The sequence below is a fragment of the Paenibacillus sp. FSL W8-1187 genome, assembly GCF_037965485.1.
Taxonomy (GTDB): domain Bacteria; phylum Bacillota; class Bacilli; order Paenibacillales; family Paenibacillaceae; genus Paenibacillus_O; species Paenibacillus_O pasadenensis.
The window spans coordinates 64129-81435 of sequence record NZ_CP150181.1 but is presented as its reverse complement, the minus strand read 5'-3'; the positions used below and the strand labels follow the sequence as shown (position 1 = coordinate 81435).

The window sequence follows — 17307 nt, the reverse complement described above, 5'->3', positions numbered from 1 at the left end:
TCGAATTCCTCCTTTGATTGGTCGAGCGGTTGATCTATGCTCAAGGTTCCGGCGGACCGCCCTCTGCGGCTCTGCCGTACGCGATTCGCGCCATGCGGCCCGGCGCCGCCATGTCCGTCCCTAACGCCCGTCATCCACCAGATGTCCGTCCGTCCTTGCCTTGCATCGCCGATTACATGTCCGTCCCTAACGTCCGTCATCCCTCGGATGCCGGCCCTTCCCTGCCTCGCATCGGCCATCGCGGACCCGTCCCTGCCGGTCGTCCTCCACCAGATGTCCGTCCCTGCCGGCCGATGCCGCGGGCGCTCCGTCCTGTCTCCGCTCTGCCTCGCCGCCTGCCTGCCGCCCTAGCTCACCGTGCGCGGCCGCTCCAGCTTGCTGAGGCCCGGCCAGCGGAACGTCGCCCACTCCGGCAGATGCTTGTCCACCTGGGCCACGACGACCGTCATGTCGTCCACGATCTCGCCCTTATACTGCCGCACGACGCGCTCGAGCAGCATGTCCGCGATCAGCTGCGGGTCGTCCGTCGCCATCTCCTGGATGATGCGCTTCATCCACAGCTCCTTGTTGACCGCATGGCCCGGGGCGTCGTAAATGCCGTCCGTCATCATGATGAGCGTGTCGCCCGGCTGCAGCTGCATGCGGATGAGGTCGACGTCGATGTCCTGCAGGATGCCGATCGGCAAGTTGTTGGCGGCCACCGGGATGACCTCGCTGCCGCGCTTGATGAAGCTCGGCGTCGAGCCGATCTTCATGAATGTCGTCTGCGCCGTGTACAGGTCGATCAGCGCCACGTCCACCGTGGCGAACATCTCGTCGGGCGAGCGCAGCATCAGCACCGAGTTGACCGACTTGATCGCGAGCTGCTCGTCCATGCCCGACTGCAGCAGCTGCTGCAGGATGCTGAGCGCCGTGCTGCTCTCCAGCCGCGCCCTTTCCCCGTTGCCCATGCCGTCGCTGATCGCGACCGCGAACTTGCCGTTGCCGAGCTCGACCGTGCTGAAGCTGTCTCCCGACAGCAGCCCGCCGCCCTTCGCCGCGCCGGCGATGCCGGTCGCGACCTCGTACTCCTTGGCCGAGCCGAAGCGCAGCAGCCGGGGCTCGCCGTTTTTCAGCGGCTCCCGCTCCGCCTTCACCGCCACATGCTCGCCCAGAATGTCGCTGAGCAGCGGCGCAATAATTTTGCGGCCCTCGTCGTGTCCCTGCGGGAAAGTATGATAAACCTCAATCTCCACATTCCCTTCCTCGAGGCTGATGATGTCGATGCCGTGGATGGACAGCCCGAGCGCCTCCAGCGCGTCGCGGATCTGCTCCTCCTGCAGATGCAGCTGCTGCCCCTCGCGCTGGATCTCCCTCGCCAGATCCTCCATGATCTGCGAGACGCCGGCCAGCTGGTCAGCGACCAGTTGACGCGATTCGAAGATTTGCCGCTTCCAGTGCAGATCGTGCTTGTAGCGCTCATGCTGCTGCTGCAGGGCGTTCATGACCGGATGCGTCTTGCTGCAATGGCTCGTCCACGTCCTCGGCATGTCTTTTTTGCCGGTATACTCCCCCTCGTCGATCGTCGTCATCATCTCGGTCATCATCTTGTAGGTGTCCATGAACTTCGAGCTCCAGCACATGTCCTTGCGGTGGCAGCTGGCGCATACTTTGGAGGAGGCGGCATTCATGAAATGCTCGAGCTCCTCCTCGGCCGGCTTTTGCGGAGCGGCCGTATTGAGCTGCCCGAAGCTGCTCGCCAGCTGGCGGAACACTTCCGAGAACTGCGTCACCCGCTGCGCCGTCACTTCCCGAACGCGTTTCGCATACTCATGCTGCGACTTCACATGCTCGCTCGTGCCCGGCACGTAGCGGGAGATCGTCTTCACGACGAGCTTCGGCGTGAGCAGGAACAGCGCGGCGGCGACGACCGATTCCCAGGTGCTCGCCATGACGTCCATCCCTCCGCCTACATATAAGGAAAGGATCGACGTGCCGAGCAGCATGCCGAACGCGACGGCCATCCTTCCGCCTTCCTTCAGCAGCCCCGCAAGCAGTCCCGAGAAAGCCAGCAGGCTCATCTGCACGACCGCGTTCAGATTGGCGAGGCTGAGGATGAGGCCGGCGACGACGCCGACCGACGCCCCGAGCGGCGCGCCTCCCGCAAAGGCGAACAGCAGCAGCATGTAGCGGGAGAGGATATGCTCGAGCGACAGCCCTTGGATGCTCCACCCGACCGCCCCCGTCATGACCGACGCCATCAGGATCATGAGGCAGATGATCTCCTCGTTCTTGAGCGAGTTGCTCTTGCGCGTCATCGTCAGCACCGGGATCGCCTGCACGAACACCAGCGTCAGGACGAACGCGAGCGCCGACTCTACGCCGACCATCATCAGGTCGTACCAGCCGAGCGTCCCGTGCACGAACGCCCCGAACAGCTTCACGACGAGCGTCGCCAGGAACACGAGGATCGGCGCCTGCGACAGCTCCGCCTTCTCGTACACCTCCAGTCCCTTCAGGAGCAGGAACAGCACCGCGATCTCCATCGCGATCGGAATCGCGCTCGGCGTCGCCGCCAGCAGGCTGCCGGCGACGAGCGACACGGCCGTCAGCTTGTACATGTCCCTGCGCAGGAAGTAGATGACCGCGAAGTACGCGGGAGCGAACGGCATCAGGTTTTCCAGGATGACCGCCCGACCGAGCAGGAAGCCGACGACAGCGAGCAGGATCGTCCAGCGCTTCGCGGCGATCAGCTGGAATACTCTCCACTGGGCCGCCCTTTCCCTCCCTCTGCGCAGCGCCTCCGCCGCGCGGCTTGTCCGAGGCTGGCCGGGGAACAAAACAACGTTGGCCTTTTCCTTCATTTCGGCACCACCATTTCCGCCTTAGTGTAGGTCTGATTATAGGGGCCGGTTTTTATGAAGTTTGTCAGAACAAGGCTTCTGCCCGAAAGTTTTTTCCGACACGCGGCGCGTCCGGGTCGAGCCGCCCGCGCCGCGCTGTCGGCTGGGGGCGCGAGCCCTTGCCCCGCAAGCGCTCCGGGTCGTTCGGAGAGCGGCCTGGCAGCCGCGGCGAAGCTCCCCTCGCGCGGATGATGCGGTGCTTCACCCCGTTTAGCTTCACTCGGGACGCGTCGAATCGCAGTGGGTTCGTGTCGGGATTGATGGGACGGAGGGGAAAAGTTTTTGGCATACGCGGGTATAAGGCGAATCGGGGGACGGCGGAGTCGAAGCCTCGGGGGCGGATGCTGTCCGCGCACGACGCCGGGCCGGGGCGGGCCAGCCGCGAGAAGCTCGAGGGCATGAGGCTTTGGGGGGCAAAAAGAAAACCCCCAAGGCGGATGCCTTGGGGGTTTTTCGCTCGAACGAGCTCGTTTGAAATCATGTTTCGTTTTCCCGAACGGGAGCTATGTAGAACATTCGTATCCTATGATAGCGCGTCGGCTGTAGGCTGTCAATGCTTATGAAAGCTGTCCGACCGCCGCTTCGGCGGCCATCTGTCCGGTCTGCTTCAAGGCGAGGATGGCTTCCGCCTCAGCCTGCTGGAGCGGATCGCGCGAGATCAGGCCGCGGACGAGCCTCCTCCGCTCCCCGAACGGCATCTCGATCGCCTGGAGCGGAATCGCCTTCATCGTCTTGCTCCAGGGGAGCTGGTAGAGGAGCAGGCTGTGGTGCAGGCCGTAGGCGACCGGGACTTCCAGATCGGAGCGGTTGTCGTCGCTGAGGCCGAACGGGATATGGCTGCCCAGCTCCTTTTCGATGACGCTTCTCAGCGTCGGCTGCTTCAGCAGCGTCTCATGGAACAAGGCCAGCACCTGCCGCTGCTGCCGGACGGTCAGCGACACGTTGACGAGCCGGCCCGCAGCGTTGCGCTTCTTGACCGGCTCGATGAGGCTCCGGCGCGACACGGTCGTCAGCTGGTTGATCATGATCGCCGTATCCTCGGCCGGCAGCGTGTCGACCGGACCGATGGCGAACTTCGGATGCTTCACCTTGCTGCTCAGGGGAAAAACGCTCAGGTTCGAGCTGTGCGCCGGCGCGTCCCACACGACGGCATAATGGGGCTCGTTCATGAGATGGCCGATGCCGATGAAGCTGACGAGCACGATATCGAATCGGTCGAGCAATGGCTTGTAGACGGTCTTGCCGCGTTCATCCGTTCCTTGGGACAGCACTTTGGCTTCGGCGTTGATGAGGCGTTCGAACTGATCGACGAGCTTGTCCTGCAGCTCGCGGTCGAGGCGGCCGAATGTCTCATGGCCGTTCAGGCATTCATGCACGTTGGGGTCTCTCCTCCGGGGACTTAATCGGGCCGCTTGCTCAAGAGCCGATTAGATCCACTATTTTTGTAAAGACGAATCTCTCTTCCCTCCTTACCCGCTTTCGTCCGCGCGACGCGAAAAAAGCCCTCCGGCAAGGCGCGCTTCGCATCGAAGCGCTTCTTGCCGGAGGGCGGGAGAGGAGAATCATCGAGCCGCGCTCAGGAGCGCGGCGGAGGCGAAGCGACGGAGGACTCCGCATAAGGCAGCAGCGGCGTCTCGACCCGGTCGCGGTACGTCGGCTGGAAATAGGCGGCGAACGTCAGCGGCACGGTCAGCTCCTGCTCGCTGCCGCAGCCGCAGGAGCTGCGGCTCAGCTCCAGCGACTCCAGCGTCGTCAGGCGGGTCAGTCCGTGCAGGCTTTGCACGTACTTCAGCACGGCGTCGTACGTTCCCTTGACGACGGCCGACACCTGCAGGCGCAGCGGCCCTGCGGCCGCCGCTCCCGCCGGCTGCGGCTCCGAGGACGGGGAGCCGCCGGCCGCCAGGCCCAGCTCGTCGACGGCCGGGGCGGCATCGCCTTCGGCCGCGGGGGCGCCTTCTCCGGGAGCGGCGGAACGCTCGGCGGACGGATCGGAGCGGAGCGGACGGGAGGCGGCCAGATCGCCGCTGAAGGCGATCGACACATGCTCCACGCCATTTTCGGCGCCGAGCTGCTCGAGATCGAGCACGAGCTGCTCTGTGTTGTCCCAGTACGGCAGCTCCGCCTGGACGCCTTCCACGGGGCGAATCTCCGCCTCCTCCCGGCGTTCCTGGAGCTTGGCGATCAGGATGTCGTTCAGCTTCTGCTGCGTGCCGAGCTCCGCCTCGAGCGAGGCGGCCTTTTCCTCCGCCGGCTTCAGCCCGTAGAGGAAGAACAGCAGCAGGCCGAGGAAGAGGATCGCGGACAGCAGCAAAATCCAGGAATTGCGTCTAGCTGCCATCGGCGGTCCCCTCCTTCGCAGGCTCGGTCGGCTTCAGGACGATCGTATAGGCCGCTGCATACGTCGGCGTCGCGTCGTTCTCGGCCCCTGTCTGCTCCTGCTTGATCGAAGTCAGCGTCGCCTGGTCCAGCCACTCGATCCGCCGGATATCGAACAGATAGCGGGAGGAATCCTTCATGCCGCCCAGCCGGACCGATACGCTCAGCTGCCCTCCGCTGCTGTAGGCGATGCTCTGCAGCTCCGCCCCCGTCGGCAAATAAAACTCGAGATCGCGCACGTAGCCGGCCGCATCCCGCCGCTGGGCCCGAATCTGCTCGGCCTGCTCGTACGGATCGGCTTCCGCTCCGCTGGCCTGCCGGTTCAGCCCGTCGAGCTGGCGCTGCAGCGCCAGCTGCTGCTGGCTCGCGTCCAGCAGCCGCTCCTGCGCGTCGGACGCCGCTTGCCGCTCGCCGGCATAGCTGTAGCCGAGCAGCGCCGCGCAGGCGATCCAGGCGACCGCGAGCAGTGCCGCCGCCAGCGGCGCCAGCCGCTGCTCGCGGTCGACGCGCGGCAGCAGGTTAAGCCGGAGGATGCCAGATCCGCGGACGAGCAGCCCGGCCGGCACGACGTACGGCTCCGCGCGGCCGTCCAGGCTCTCGGCCGCAAGGCTGCCAGGCTCGGCGCCGCGGAACTCCACCTCCGGCAAAGCGGCGGCCAGCGACTGCCTCAGCGCCTCCGCCTGCTTGCCGGCACCGGTGATGACCGCCTGCCGGATGCGGGAGCGGCCTTCCTGCAAGCCGAATTCATAGAAGCTGAGCATGCGGGTGATCTCGGCGGTAAGCTCCCCGATGCGCAGGCCGCCCAGCTCCTGGTCCACGCCGTCCGCCTCGATCGAGCGTACGAACACCGGGTTGCCTTCGTGGAACATCGCGATTTCCGCCGCGGCTCCGCTTAGATGGACATGCATCCGCTCGCAGGGAGGCTCGTCGCCGAAGCCCGCCGCTCCTTGCAGCGCCGTCGCCACGATGCCGGTGCCGACGACGCGGATGCGCGCCTCCCGCAGCATCGCGACCAGCGGCTCGATCCAGCTGCGGGGCGCCGCGTAGACGAGCGCCTGCGCGCTTTCCCCGCCTTGCTCGAGCAGGACATAGTCATAGACCGGATGCTCGAACGGCAGATGCATGACCGTCTCGACTTCCAGATGGATCAGCTGGCGCAGCTCGCGGTCGCTCGCCGCCGGCAGCGCCATCCTGCGCACGATGACCTGGGAGGTCGGCACCGCCAGCACGGCGACCGCGCCTTGCAGCTTGCGCTCCCGCGCCCACTCCCGGATCGAGAGCCGCAGGCTTTCTTCGTTGACGATGGCGTCCTGCGCGATCAGTCCCGGAGGGAACGGAAAAAATCCGGCCTGCTCCGGATCCAGTCCCTTCTTGCCGAGCGGAGCGTAACGGATTCCGGCGGCGTCGATCGCGATGCCGATCCGCTTTCTGCCTAGTGCGGGCATCCTTATCACATCCTGCCTACTTGAATAATTGAAGGTAGCTGCCGATCAGCGCATCCCCGTACCCGTACGCGATCAGCGCGCCGAGCATGAGGAAAGGGCCGAACGGCATCGGCTGGCGCAGCTTGCTCCTCCGCCGCAGCAGCAGGACGAGTCCTGCCGCCGTTCCGGCGAAGCTGCCGAGGAGCAGCGTCAGAAGCGCGCCTTTCCAGCCGAGCGCGAGTCCGAGCAGCGCCAGCAGCTTGACGTCGCCCATCCCCATGCCTCCCCGGCTCAGCAGCGCGATCAGCAGCAGCACGCCGCCTCCGGCAATCGCCCCGAGCGCGTACTCCGCATAGGAGCGTCCGTCAGGCTCGAGCAGGCGCAGGAGCAGCAGCGGCGGCAAGAACGCCAGCAACACCGCGTTCGGAATCCGCATGTAGCGGATGTCCGATACGGTCACGATGACGGCCAGGCTGGCGAGCAGCAGGCCGATCAGGCCCTGCGCCGTCAGGCCGAACCGCAGGTACGCCCAGACGAACAGCAGCGCGGCGGCCAGCTCGCCTGCCGGGTACAGCGGCGAGACTGGCGCCGCGCAGCTGCGGCAGCGCCCCCGGCTGAGCGCGTAGCTCAGCACGGGGACGAGCTCGCGCGCCGCGAGCCGATGCCCGCAGTGCGGGCAGGCGGACGGCGGCCGCACGACCGATTGGCCGAGCGGCACGCGCAGCGCCACGACGTTGAAGAACGAGCCGCAGGCGAGTCCGAGCGCGAACAGGTAGAGGGAGATGAGGAGGGTCATGGGTTAGGGGTTACTGGCTAGCTTCGTTCGCGCTATTTACAGCCGTACCTTCACCTGCGAGAATTTCATTGCCCTTATAGAATTTGGTTGCTTCAGTTGTGGTCAGAGACACGTATTGGAGCTGACCGGTGGCTGTAAATACTACTGTTCCCCCGGTTATTTCTTTCTTGGAACTAGGGAGAGAAATCTTTTTATCTAAATAGCCTTTTTCTTGCAAAGAACCCAATGTTGTAGCTGGCCCTACGGTAATGGTCAGGCCACCTGTTTTTTGGAATTCACCATTTAATTCATTTGTTACGTAGAGCCGAGCTGCATCATATACCTGCCTTGCTGTCTGGAAGTCAGATTTTGTGCGGCTATTGTTCATTACATTCCCAATGAGCGGAATCGCAATCGCCGCAATAATCCCCAAAATAACGATAACGGCCAGAAGCTCGATCAGAGTGAAGCCTTTCTCGTCCTTCTTCATCTTCTTCAAAATCGCTGTCATGTTTATTCCTCCTAAATGAATGATGACTTAAACCTCAGGGCATCCAGGGTTCACTGCATGCCCTGCAATAGAGATCGGGCTCGTACCGGTAACCCGATTTTTTCGGGTTACAGCCTCTTTCCCGTGACTTCGGGCACCTATAACCCGATTTTCTCGGGTTGCAGCCTCTAATCCGTGACTTCGGGCACCTATAACCCGATTTTCTCGGGTTGCAGCCTCTAATCCGTGACTTCGAGCACCTGTAACCCGATTTTTTCGGGTTGCAGCTTCTTTCCCACCGCTCCGGACACCTGTAACCCGATTTTTTCGGGTTGCAGCTCTGGTGGCGAGCCTCCAACTATCCCGTTACTCGGTTTTTCCGCGCAACTGCCACTCCGACGCACTTCCAACTACCGAGTTACTCGGTTTTTCCGCGCAACTGCCACTCCGACGCGCCTCCTACCACCGAGTTACTCGATTTTTCCGCGCAACCGCCACTCCGACGCGCTTCCCACCACCGAGTTACTCGGTTTTTCCGCGTAACTGCCACTCCGACGGCCTTCCAACTACCCCGTTACTCGGTTTTTCCGCGCAACTGCCTCGCCGTCGCACTTCCAACTAACCAGTTACTCGGTTTTTCCGCGTAGCTGCCACGCCGGCGCGCCTCCAACTAAGTTTTCCGCGCAACCGCCGCGCCGTCGCGCCTCAAAAGCCGCCTACCCCATCTGCCCGTACAGGCTGAACATCGGCAGCATGATCGCCGCGACGATGAGGCCGACGACGCCGGCGAGGAAGACGATGAGCAGCGGCTCGATGAGCGACTTCAGCCGGTCGACGGTGTTGTCGACGTCCATCTCGTAGAAGTCCGCGACCTTGGCCAGCATCTCGTCGAGCGCGCCCGTCTCCTCGCCGACCGCGATCATCTGCGTGACGAGCGGCGGGAATACCCACGACTGCTTGAGCGGCTCCGACAGCGGATTGCCCCGCCGCAGCGAGTCGGCGCTCAGCCGCAAGTAGCGGGCGATGACGCGGTTGCCGACCGCCTCCTCGACGATCTGCAGCGACTGCAGCATCGGCACGGCGCTCGCATACAGCGAAGACAGCGTGCGCGACACCTGGGCGATCGCGCCCTTTTGCTGCAGCTTGCCGAACACCGGCAGCTTCAGCTTCACGTAGTCGAGCGCATACGCGCCGCGCTGCGTCCGCTTGAACCCGAGCAGCAGCGCCAGCAGCAGCACCGCCGCTCCGAGCCACAGGTACCATTCGTTCTCGATGCTGGCGCTGAGCGCCATGACGACCTTGGTGATCGCCGGCAGCTCCGCGTTCATCGACTCGAACATGCTGACGAACTGCGGCACGATCGCCTTGAGCAGGTAGATGACGGCCGCGACGGCGAGCAGCCCGACGATGACCGGATAGGTGAGCGCCGACTTGATCTTCTCCCGCGTCACATGCCCCTTCTCGAAAAACGTCGCCAGCCGCTCGAGCGTCCCCTCCAGGTCGCCCGACTCCTCGCCCGCCCGGATCATGCTCGTGAACATGACGGGGAAGATGCGCCGATGCTCCATCGCCGCCTGCGAGAAGCTGCTGCCGCGCAGCAGCGAGGCATGGACGTCGCGCAGCGCCTTGCGCAGCGGCTTGCTCTCTGTCTGCTGGGAGAGGATGTCGGTCGCCTGCACGATCGGCACGCCGGCCCGGACGAGCGTGGCGAACTGCCGGCAGTAGACGATGAAGTGGGCCGGCTTGACGGGATTGCCGATGTAGATGTCCATCTGCAGCAGCGAGCTGCGATGCTCCTCCAGCGCCAGGACGACGAGCCCGCGGCGCCGCAGCTCCTCGACCGCCGACGACTTGTCCATCGCCGTCAGCATGCCCTTCAGCTGCTTGCCGGCGGAGCTTTTGACATGATAGTGAAACTGCGCCACGCGCTACTCCCCTCTCTCCTGCAGGTAAGCCCTGGCGTCGGCCGGATCGGCCGCGCCCTGGCGCAGCAGCTCCTGCACGCTGCTCTCCAGCGTAGCCATCCCCTGCTGCCGGCCCGTCTGCATGACGCCGCGCAGCTGATGGACCTTCTCGGTCCGGATCAGATTGGCGACGGCCGGCGTGTTGACGAGGATCTCCGCGGCGCAGACGCGCCCGCGTCCTCCCGCCCGGCGCAGCAGCCGCTGGGCGTGCACGCCGATCAGCAGCGAGGCGAGCTGCGCCCGAATCTGGCCTTGCCTGTCCGCTCCGAAAGCATCCACGATCCGGTCGACCGCCTGCGGCGCGTCCGCCGTATGGAGCGTGGACAGCACGAGATGCCCCGTCTCCGCCGCCGTCAAGGCGGCCGCCATCGTCTCCGCGTCGCGCATCTCGCCGACGAGGATGACGTCCGGCGCCTGCCGCAGCGCGGCCCGCAGGCCGCTGGCGAAGCTCGCCGTATCGCGGCCGATCTCCCGCTGGTCGATCAGCGAGCGCTCCTGCGGGTACACATGCTCGATCGGATCCTCCAGCGTGACGATGTGCAGGCTGCGCGTCCGGCTCAAGTGCCCGACGAGCGCCGCCAGCGTGGACGACTTGCCGCTGCCGGTCGGGCCGGTGACGAGCAGCAGCCCTTGCCGCCGCTGCGCCCAGTCCGTCAGCATGCGCGACAGGCCGAGCTCCTCCAGCGTCGGCGTCCCGTCCGGCAGCACGCGCGCCGCGAGCCCGAGGCCGCCGAGACGGCGGAATACGTTCAGCCGGTAGCGGCTGCCGTCCGTCTCGCAGGCGAGATCGGCCTCGCCCTCCGCGTCGAAGCGCTCCCTGCGGCTGCCGAGCAGCGGCAGCAGCAGCGCCTCCGCTTGCTCGCGCCCGAGCGGCGCCGCCAGCGAGACGGCTGGCGCCAGCGCCCCGTCGATTCGCAGCAGCGGCGGCGCTCCGGCCGCCAGATGCAGATCCGAGGCGCCCCGCTCGCGGGCCTCGCGCAGCAGCTCCCGCAGCAGTCCCTGCGGTTCGTTCATATCGGTCCAGCCTCCTTTTGCCCTTGCAGGCGCAGCCTGATGCGGTTCCCCGCGCGAGGCCGGCCGAGCCTGGCGCGCCGGCGCCCTGCTGCCCGCCTCGGACGCTCCATGGTCCATCCTCAGCGCAGCGCCGCCTCGCGCATCACTTCCTGCACGGTCGTCTGTCCCTGCAGCACCTTGTCCATGCCGTCCTGCAGCAGGCCGGCCAGGCCGGCCCGCTCCGCGGCTGCCCGCAGCTCGAGCACCGAGGCGTCGTCGCCGATCATCCGGCGCAGCTCGTCCGTCACGGCCAGCACCTCGTGGATCGCGATCCGGCCGCGGTAGCCGGTCTTGCTGCAGCTGCCGCAGCCGGCGCCGCGGTACAAGCGGTCCGTCTCGATGCCGTAGCTGCGCAGCAGGATCCGCTCCTGCTCGGTCGGCTCATGCGCCTGGCGGCAGTCCGGGCAGATTCGCCGGACGAGCCGCTGCGCGACGACGCCGACGAGGGAGCTGGCGATCAGATAGCTGGCGATGCCCATGTCGCGGAACCGGGTCACCGTGCTGACCGCGTCGTTCGTATGCAGCGTCGACAGCACGAGATGGCCGGTCAGCGACGCCCGGATGGCGATCTCCGCCGTCTCCGAGTCGCGGATCTCGCCGACCATGACGATGTTCGGGTCCTGGCGCAGGATCGAGCGCAGCCCGGCGGCGAACGTCAGCCCGATCGCCGGGTTCACATGCACCTGGTTGATGCCTTCCAGCTGGTATTCCACCGGATCCTCGACGGTGATGATGTTCTCGCTGTCGCGGTTGAGATGCTGCAGCGCCGAGTACAGCGTCGTCGTCTTGCCGCTGCCGGTCGGCCCGGTGAGGAGCACGATGCCGTAAGGCGACTCGACCATTCCTTTGAACAGCCGGTAGTTGTCCGGGCTGAAGCCGAGCTGCTCGATGCCTTTGACGCCGACGCTCAGATCGAGGATCCGCAGCACCAGCTTCTCGCCATGGATCGTCGGCAGCGAGGAGATCCGGATGTCCACCGTGCGGAAGTCGACCTGCATCTTGATCCGGCCGTCCTGCGGCAGCCGCCGCTCGGCGATGTTGAGCTTGGCCATGATCTTGAGACGCGCCGTAATGTAGCCCTGCATCGCCTTGGGAATGACCCGCTCCGTGCGCAGCTCGCCGTCGATCCGGTACCGGATGAGCACCTGCGTCTCGCCCGGATCGACATGGATGTCGGACACCTGCAGCTGCACCGCCTGCTGGATCATGCCGTTCACCAGCCGCACGACCGGCGAGTCCTCGTCGGTGATCTCCATCTCGCCGATCTCGTCCTGCGTCGGCAGCTCGCCCAAGATCTGGCTCATGGAGTCCTGCAGGCCGTAGAAGCGGGCGATGGCGCGCTGCAGCTCCTCTTTGGTGGAGATCGCCGGCTCGATCCGGAAGCCGGTGCTCATCCGCAGCTCCTCGATCGCGAAGTAGTCGAGCGGATCGGCCATCGCCACCATCAGCTTGCCGCCCTCTTTATGAAGCGGGATGACTTGATAGCGGCGCGCCAGGCTCTCCGGGATGATCTGGGCGATGGAAGGATCGATCTGGTACTTGAACAGGCTCACATGCGGAATTCCCAGCTGGAATTCCAGCACCTCGATGAGCTGCTGCTCGGTCATGTAGCCTTGGGCGATGAGCAGATCGCCCAGCTTCTGTTTCGTCCGTCCCTGCTCGCGCAGCGCCTCCTGGAGCTCCGTCTCCGTAATGACGCCGCTCTCGACCAGCAGGTCGCCGAGCCTTTTCCTCACCCTGTTCATCCCGCTTCCCCGCCTTCCTCTCTCCCCGCCGTCGCGGCTTGTCCTCCTAATTATCGAAAGGAAATATCGATAAGTTTAGGTCTTTAGTCTCAACTCGAAAAATAAATGAACGATTTTTCATAAATCGCATAGATATTATCGTTTAATCAATAAATATCGTCTTTTTATTTCAATATGTGAATAAAACCAGGTCTTTAACTTCCAATATGTGTTTTTTCGATGTCGAATCGATTATAATCAAACTATCCAAAATTAGTCTATATGAACTATGACCTTTTTCCGTATTCCACCATTCCATTCTGGAGGTAGATGCTCCCCATGGCCGCCCGTCTCCGCTCCGCGCTCTGCGCCCCTTTGGCGATCCTGCTGCTGCTGGCATCGCTGCTGTCGCTCTGGCCGCCATCCGTTCCTTCGGCGTCGGCGGCATCCGCCGCCAAGATCCGGCTGCTCGAACTGACGGACGCCGGCACGTCCGATCTGAAGCCGCTGCTCGGCTCCGCCGACTACGAGATCACGACGATGAAGATGAAGACGTTTGTCGCCTCCCGCGTCGACATCGACGGCCTGTACGACGCCGTCTACATCGGCAAGGGCAAGTACAATCCCGAGTCGATGTCCTATCTGTCCACGTCCGACGCACGCAATGCGGCGCATGACACGTCCAAGAAGCTCAACGACATCACGAACCTCAAGGCGCAGGAGCTGATCGACGGCTACGTCAACCGCGGCCTGCTCGTGCTTCTCTACAGCGACAAAGCGACGTCCGACGGCCTGCTGTATCAGCCGGCCCTCCCGAACGGAGAGTCAGGCGTGCTGAAAAAAAGATTTTCCATCTACCAGGAGAGCGGCAAGCAGCGGGAAAACGTGCTGTTCCTCGACAAGCAGGGGCTGAGCGCGATCGCCTCCACCTTGAAGCAGAACAAGTACGCGCGCCTGCTCTCGCTGAGACCGGAGCTGAACGTGACGGAGGCGCCGACCGACTATGTGACGAATCCGTCCCATTTCTACCGCGCGGGCGACACGCTCGTCTTCCGCTACGAACAGCCGGCCGAATCCCGCCTGCGCGCGAACCTGTACCTCAACCTGGACGCGTCGCTGCGCTTCCAGGCGGAGCAGGTCGTGGCGACTTCCGACGCCTCCGGGCCGTCCGGCGAGCTGCGGTACCGCATGCCGCGAGGCTACTCCGGGCTGTACTATTGGAAGCTGGAGCTGGTCGAGCTCGAGACCGGGCTGAAAAGCTACGCCTCCGGCGCCGTCCGCTTCCGCGACCGCCAGACGGAAATCAGCGTCCTCCAGGTGCTGCCGGGCAACGCCAACAGCGACTTGACGAAGGACACGGTGCTGAAGCAGAGCTACCTGAGCACCGAGGACTACCGGATCGCGCTGAAGACGGCCACGATCCAGGCGTTCAACACCAAGGGCGGCCCGTACGGGTACGACTCCATCGGCGGCAAGTACGACATGCTGATCTTCGGCTTCAAGGACTCGTACAACGGCAGCGCCCCGATCAGCGAGACGGCCGCCAAGGCCGTCAAAGACTTCATCGAGACCGGGCAAAGCGTCCTGTTCACTCACGATACCGTGTTCATCTCCGACGGCACGACCGACAACGTCTGGACGCGGAACTTCAAGCCCGTCACCGGACAGACCGGCCTCCACACGAACATCGGGCTGGGAGCGCCCAAAACATCCTCGACCGTCGCCAAAGTCAACGACGGCCTGCTGACGAAGTTCCCGTTCAACCTGGATGCCGGCACGCCGTCCGTCGCGACGACGCATGACCAGTACTTCATGCTCGATCTGGAGGATCCGACGCTCGTGCCGTGGTACAACATCACCGGCGGCACGCGGGACAACAGCGACAGCTGGAATCATTACTACACCTATTCCAAAGGCAACGTCACCTACTCCGGCACCGGCCACCAGGGCGACAGCGGCACGTTCCCCGATTGGGAGCAGCGCCTGTTCGTCAACACGATGTACCGCGCCTTCATGGGCTCCAACCATAAGCCGGAGCTGGCCGTCCACGCTCCCGCCGCCTACTCGGCCCAAGCAGGCAACTACATCCCGCACTACCAGCAGATCCCGGTCAGCTTCACCGCGGAGGATCCCGACTACAAGGACCGCCGGATCAGCGCCAAGGTGGAGTTCCTGTACACGGGCACGGACGGCAAGCCGGTCGTCCGCACGATGTCCGAAAACGCCTCGCTGCTGTCGGGCACGCTCGTATCCGAGTCGTATCCGAATCCGCTGCCTCAGGGCGGAGAGCTGACGGTACGCATCACCGCGACCGACCGGCAAGGCGCCTTCTCGACCGAGTCGGTGCGCGTCGTCGTGCGGCCCGTGACGGCCGGCCTGCAGGTCGACCGCTCCGTGACCGGCACGTTCAAGGAAGCCTATGTCGAAAAGGGCAAGGACTTCACGCTGAGCTACGTCGTCCGACCGCAGCCGGTGACGGCGGCCAAAGGCCAGTCGGATCTCGTCATCGCCGCTCCGGCGTTTCAGGAAAAGCTGCCGCCGAATCTCGAGCCGGTCTCGCTGCCGCCCGGATTCCAAAAGAGCGGCACGCTCGCAAGCGGCTACACGGTGACGGGCACGCTGCCCGACATCCGCTACGCCGCCGATCCGTCCGGAGACGGCACGCGCTACGTGGCGGATCAGGTCCCGTTCTCGATTACGGCCAAAGCCGCCGCGATCGGCAGGCTGCCGCTCGACCAGGCGACGCTGACGTACCGCAATCTCGGCCAGATCGCAGGCACGTCGCTCCGCTTCAACGCCCTCACGCTCGAGGCGATCGTCAAGCCGACCGCGCTGTCGCTGCCGGCGGAGGTCGACATCGCGTTCGGCCAGAGCTTCAAGCTGCTGCTGACGATGGATCCCGCGGAAGCGTCGGTCATCGGCTTGAAATGGACGACGAGCCAGCCGGCCCATGTATCCATCGAGGAGAGCGTCATCGGCGGCATCATGGTGAAAGGCTTGAAAATCGGCCAGTCCTCCGTCGTCCAGGTGACGGACGAGCTGACCGGCCTCAGCGCCAGCACGAAGGTGAATGTGATTCAGCCGGGCTTGTCGCTGAGCACCGCGGACGGAGCCTCCGTCTACACGCTCGGCAGCCGGATCGGACTGAAGTCGGTGCTCACCAAGGTGACGAGCGACGTGGTGCCGAGCGGCGCGCAGGTCGAATGGTCCGTCAGCCCGCAGCAGGCGGGTGCGGAAAGCATTCGAGAAAGGCAGCGTACGCCGGGCGTCTGGGAGTGGACGTCAGGCTTCTATCCCTCGAGCCCCGGAACGTACACGCTCCGAGCCCGGCTGACCGTGCAAGGGCTGAACGACAAAGGCGAGCTCGTCTCCCGGACGTACGAATCGCCTGAGCCTGAGCTGAAGCTGGACATCGTCGCCCCCGACCTGCAGGTGAGCGGTCCGGCCGTCATCGTCGCCGGCGACAGCGCGGCGTCATGGACCCGTAACTGGGGCGATAGGCGGCCGGTCGGCACCGATGTCCCAGGCCGGGCTCTGACGTACGCCTGGAGCTGGGAGCCGTCCGCAGGCCCATCGAAGAGTCTGCCCGCCGACAGCGGCTATCAGAGCGTTCGCATGGATCCATCCCTGACAGGGAGCGGCCATGTAGCGCTCAAAGTCACTCAGCCGCTGCAAGCCGGCCAGACGCCGATCGAGCTGGCCAAGGCGGCCCAGCCGGTGCGCATCATTGCCAAGCCGGCTCTTGCCGCCGGCAAGAGCGAGCTGCTGCCGGGCGAGCAGACGCAGCTGTCGCTCCGCTGGGACGGCGTCGCCGCGGCCGACATCCCCGAGCATACGGTCAGTTGGACCGTCAGCGGCTCCGGCACGCTCCAGGGCGATGCCGCGAACAGCCGCACGCTGACCGCCTCGAAGCCCGCGGGAAGCAGCGGCAAGGCGAAGGCAGCGGCCATCGTGACGATGGCGACGGGCTATTCCTTCACGGTAGAGCGGGAGCTGGGCGTGTTCGCGCCGGAGCTGGCGCTGTCCGCGCTGCCGGAGAGGCTTGCGGCGGGCCAGCAGCTGACGGTATCCGCGAGCTGGAGCCCGGCCTATAGCGGCAGCCTGTCCGCTCTGATCTGGAGCCTCGGCGGCGCTCCGGCCGATCGGGCGACGCTGGCGCCGATCGCCGGCAACCCCGCCAAGGCGCTGCTGTCCGCGGTCAGCCCCGGCAGCGCGACCGTGACCGGCTCGATCGAGCTGGGCTCCGGCTATCGCTCCAGCGTCTCCAAGTCCGTTCTGATCGGGGACTTCTCCCTGCCTGCCGCCCTGACGCTCGAGCAGGGCGCGCAGCTGCCGCTGCGGACGAGCGGCCTGCAGGCGCAGCCGTCCTCGCTCGCAAGCGAGATCCTAGGCGCCCTGCGCTGGGGCAGCAGCTCCCCGGCCGTCGTCTCGGTCGACGCAAGCGGCCGGCTGACCGCCAAAAAGCCGGGCTCCGCCGTCATCAGCGCTGTCTGGCGGGCGAACGGACTGCCGGGCGGCTCGCTGCAGCGGACGATTGCAGTGACGGTGAAGGCGCCGTCCGGCGAACGCCTGGGCGATCGCTATTGAAGGATGGCAAATGAAAAAACGGGACCAAGCGG

Annotated in this window: 10 protein-coding genes; 1 reads left to right on the top strand and 9 read right to left on the bottom strand. The window is 65.0% G+C overall.

The window, feature by feature from the left end; all coding sequences use genetic code 11:
• Positions 1-347: 347 nt before the first annotated feature.
• The 9 genes from spoIIE to NYE40_RS00330 all read right to left on the bottom strand — a co-directional run bounded on the left by spoIIE (position 348) and on the right by NYE40_RS00330 (position 12709).
• Positions 348-2843, bottom strand: coding sequence for a stage II sporulation protein E (gene spoIIE, locus NYE40_RS00370; protein ID WP_028598288.1), 2496 nt, complete (start codon positions 2841-2843; stop codon positions 348-350).
• A 596-nt stretch (positions 2844-3439) separates the two neighbouring features.
• Complete coding sequence (locus NYE40_RS00365; RefSeq protein ID WP_043111135.1) at positions 3440-4258, bottom strand: type II toxin-antitoxin system PemK/MazF family toxin; 819 nt, start codon at positions 4256-4258, stop codon at positions 3440-3442.
• A 200-nt stretch (positions 4259-4458) separates the two neighbouring features.
• A complete protein-coding gene (locus NYE40_RS00360) occupies positions 4459-5220 on the bottom strand; it encodes a hypothetical protein (protein ID WP_153782524.1) in 762 nt (253 codons plus the stop codon).
• Positions 5210-6703: a pilus assembly protein PilM gene (gene pilM / locus NYE40_RS00355; protein WP_339279149.1), complete on the bottom strand. Its 1494-nt coding sequence runs from the start codon at positions 6701-6703 to the stop codon at positions 5210-5212. Before pilM ends, NYE40_RS00360 begins: the two co-directional genes overlap by 11 nt.
• A gap of 16 nt (positions 6704-6719) precedes the next feature.
• Positions 6720-7478: a prepilin peptidase gene (locus tag NYE40_RS00350; protein WP_339279148.1), complete on the bottom strand. Its 759-nt coding sequence runs from the start codon at positions 7476-7478 to the stop codon at positions 6720-6722.
• Positions 7479-7488: 10 nt separating this feature from the next.
• Positions 7489-7968: a prepilin-type N-terminal cleavage/methylation domain-containing protein gene (locus NYE40_RS00345; RefSeq protein WP_339279147.1), complete on the bottom strand. Its 480-nt coding sequence runs from the start codon at positions 7966-7968 to the stop codon at positions 7489-7491.
• Between the two features lie 695 nt (positions 7969-8663).
• Entirely contained in the window at positions 8664-9872 is a 1209-nt protein-coding gene (locus tag NYE40_RS00340; protein WP_028598235.1) for a type II secretion system F family protein, read from the bottom strand.
• Between the two features lie 3 nt (positions 9873-9875).
• The gene (locus NYE40_RS00335; RefSeq protein WP_028598236.1) at positions 9876-10925 is read right to left on the bottom strand and encodes a PilT/PilU family type 4a pilus ATPase; all 1050 of its coding nucleotides are present in this window, start codon (positions 10923-10925) and stop codon (positions 9876-9878) included.
• 119 nt (positions 10926-11044) lie between these two features.
• Complete coding sequence (locus tag NYE40_RS00330) at positions 11045-12709, bottom strand: ATPase, T2SS/T4P/T4SS family (protein ID WP_028598237.1); 1665 nt, start codon at positions 12707-12709, stop codon at positions 11045-11047.
• A gap of 318 nt (positions 12710-13027) precedes the next feature.
• Between NYE40_RS00330 and NYE40_RS00325 the strand changes: the two genes are divergently transcribed.
• On the top strand, positions 13028-17275 hold the full coding sequence (locus tag NYE40_RS00325; RefSeq protein ID WP_194843227.1) for a DUF5057 domain-containing protein: 4248 nt from the start codon (positions 13028-13030) through the stop codon (positions 17273-17275).
• Positions 17276-17307 lie beyond the last annotated feature (32 nt).

Bases quoted from the DNA above. Each gene is read 5' to 3' on its own strand.
- spoIIE (WP_028598288.1), bottom strand. From the start codon at position 2,843: ATGAAGGAAAAGGCCAACGTTGTTTTGTTCCCCGGCCAGCCTCGGACA.
- NYE40_RS00360 (WP_153782524.1), bottom strand. From the start codon at position 5,220: ATGGCAGCTAGACGCAATTCCTGGATTTTGCTGCTGTCCGCGATCCTC.
- pilM (WP_339279149.1), bottom strand. From the start codon at position 6,703: ATGCCCGCACTAGGCAGAAAGCGGATCGGCATCGCGATCGACGCCGCC.
- NYE40_RS00350 (WP_339279148.1), bottom strand. From the start codon at position 7,478: ATGACCCTCCTCATCTCCCTCTACCTGTTCGCGCTCGGACTCGCCTGC.
- NYE40_RS00345 (WP_339279147.1), bottom strand. From the start codon at position 7,968: ATGACAGCGATTTTGAAGAAGATGAAGAAGGACGAGAAAGGCTTCACT.
- NYE40_RS00335 (WP_028598236.1), bottom strand. From the start codon at position 10,925: ATGAACGAACCGCAGGGACTGCTGCGGGAGCTGCTGCGCGAGGCCCGC.
- NYE40_RS00330 (WP_028598237.1), bottom strand. From the start codon at position 12,709: ATGAACAGGGTGAGGAAAAGGCTCGGCGACCTGCTGGTCGAGAGCGGC.
- NYE40_RS00325 (WP_194843227.1), top strand. From the start codon at position 13,028: ATGGCCGCCCGTCTCCGCTCCGCGCTCTGCGCCCCTTTGGCGATCCTG.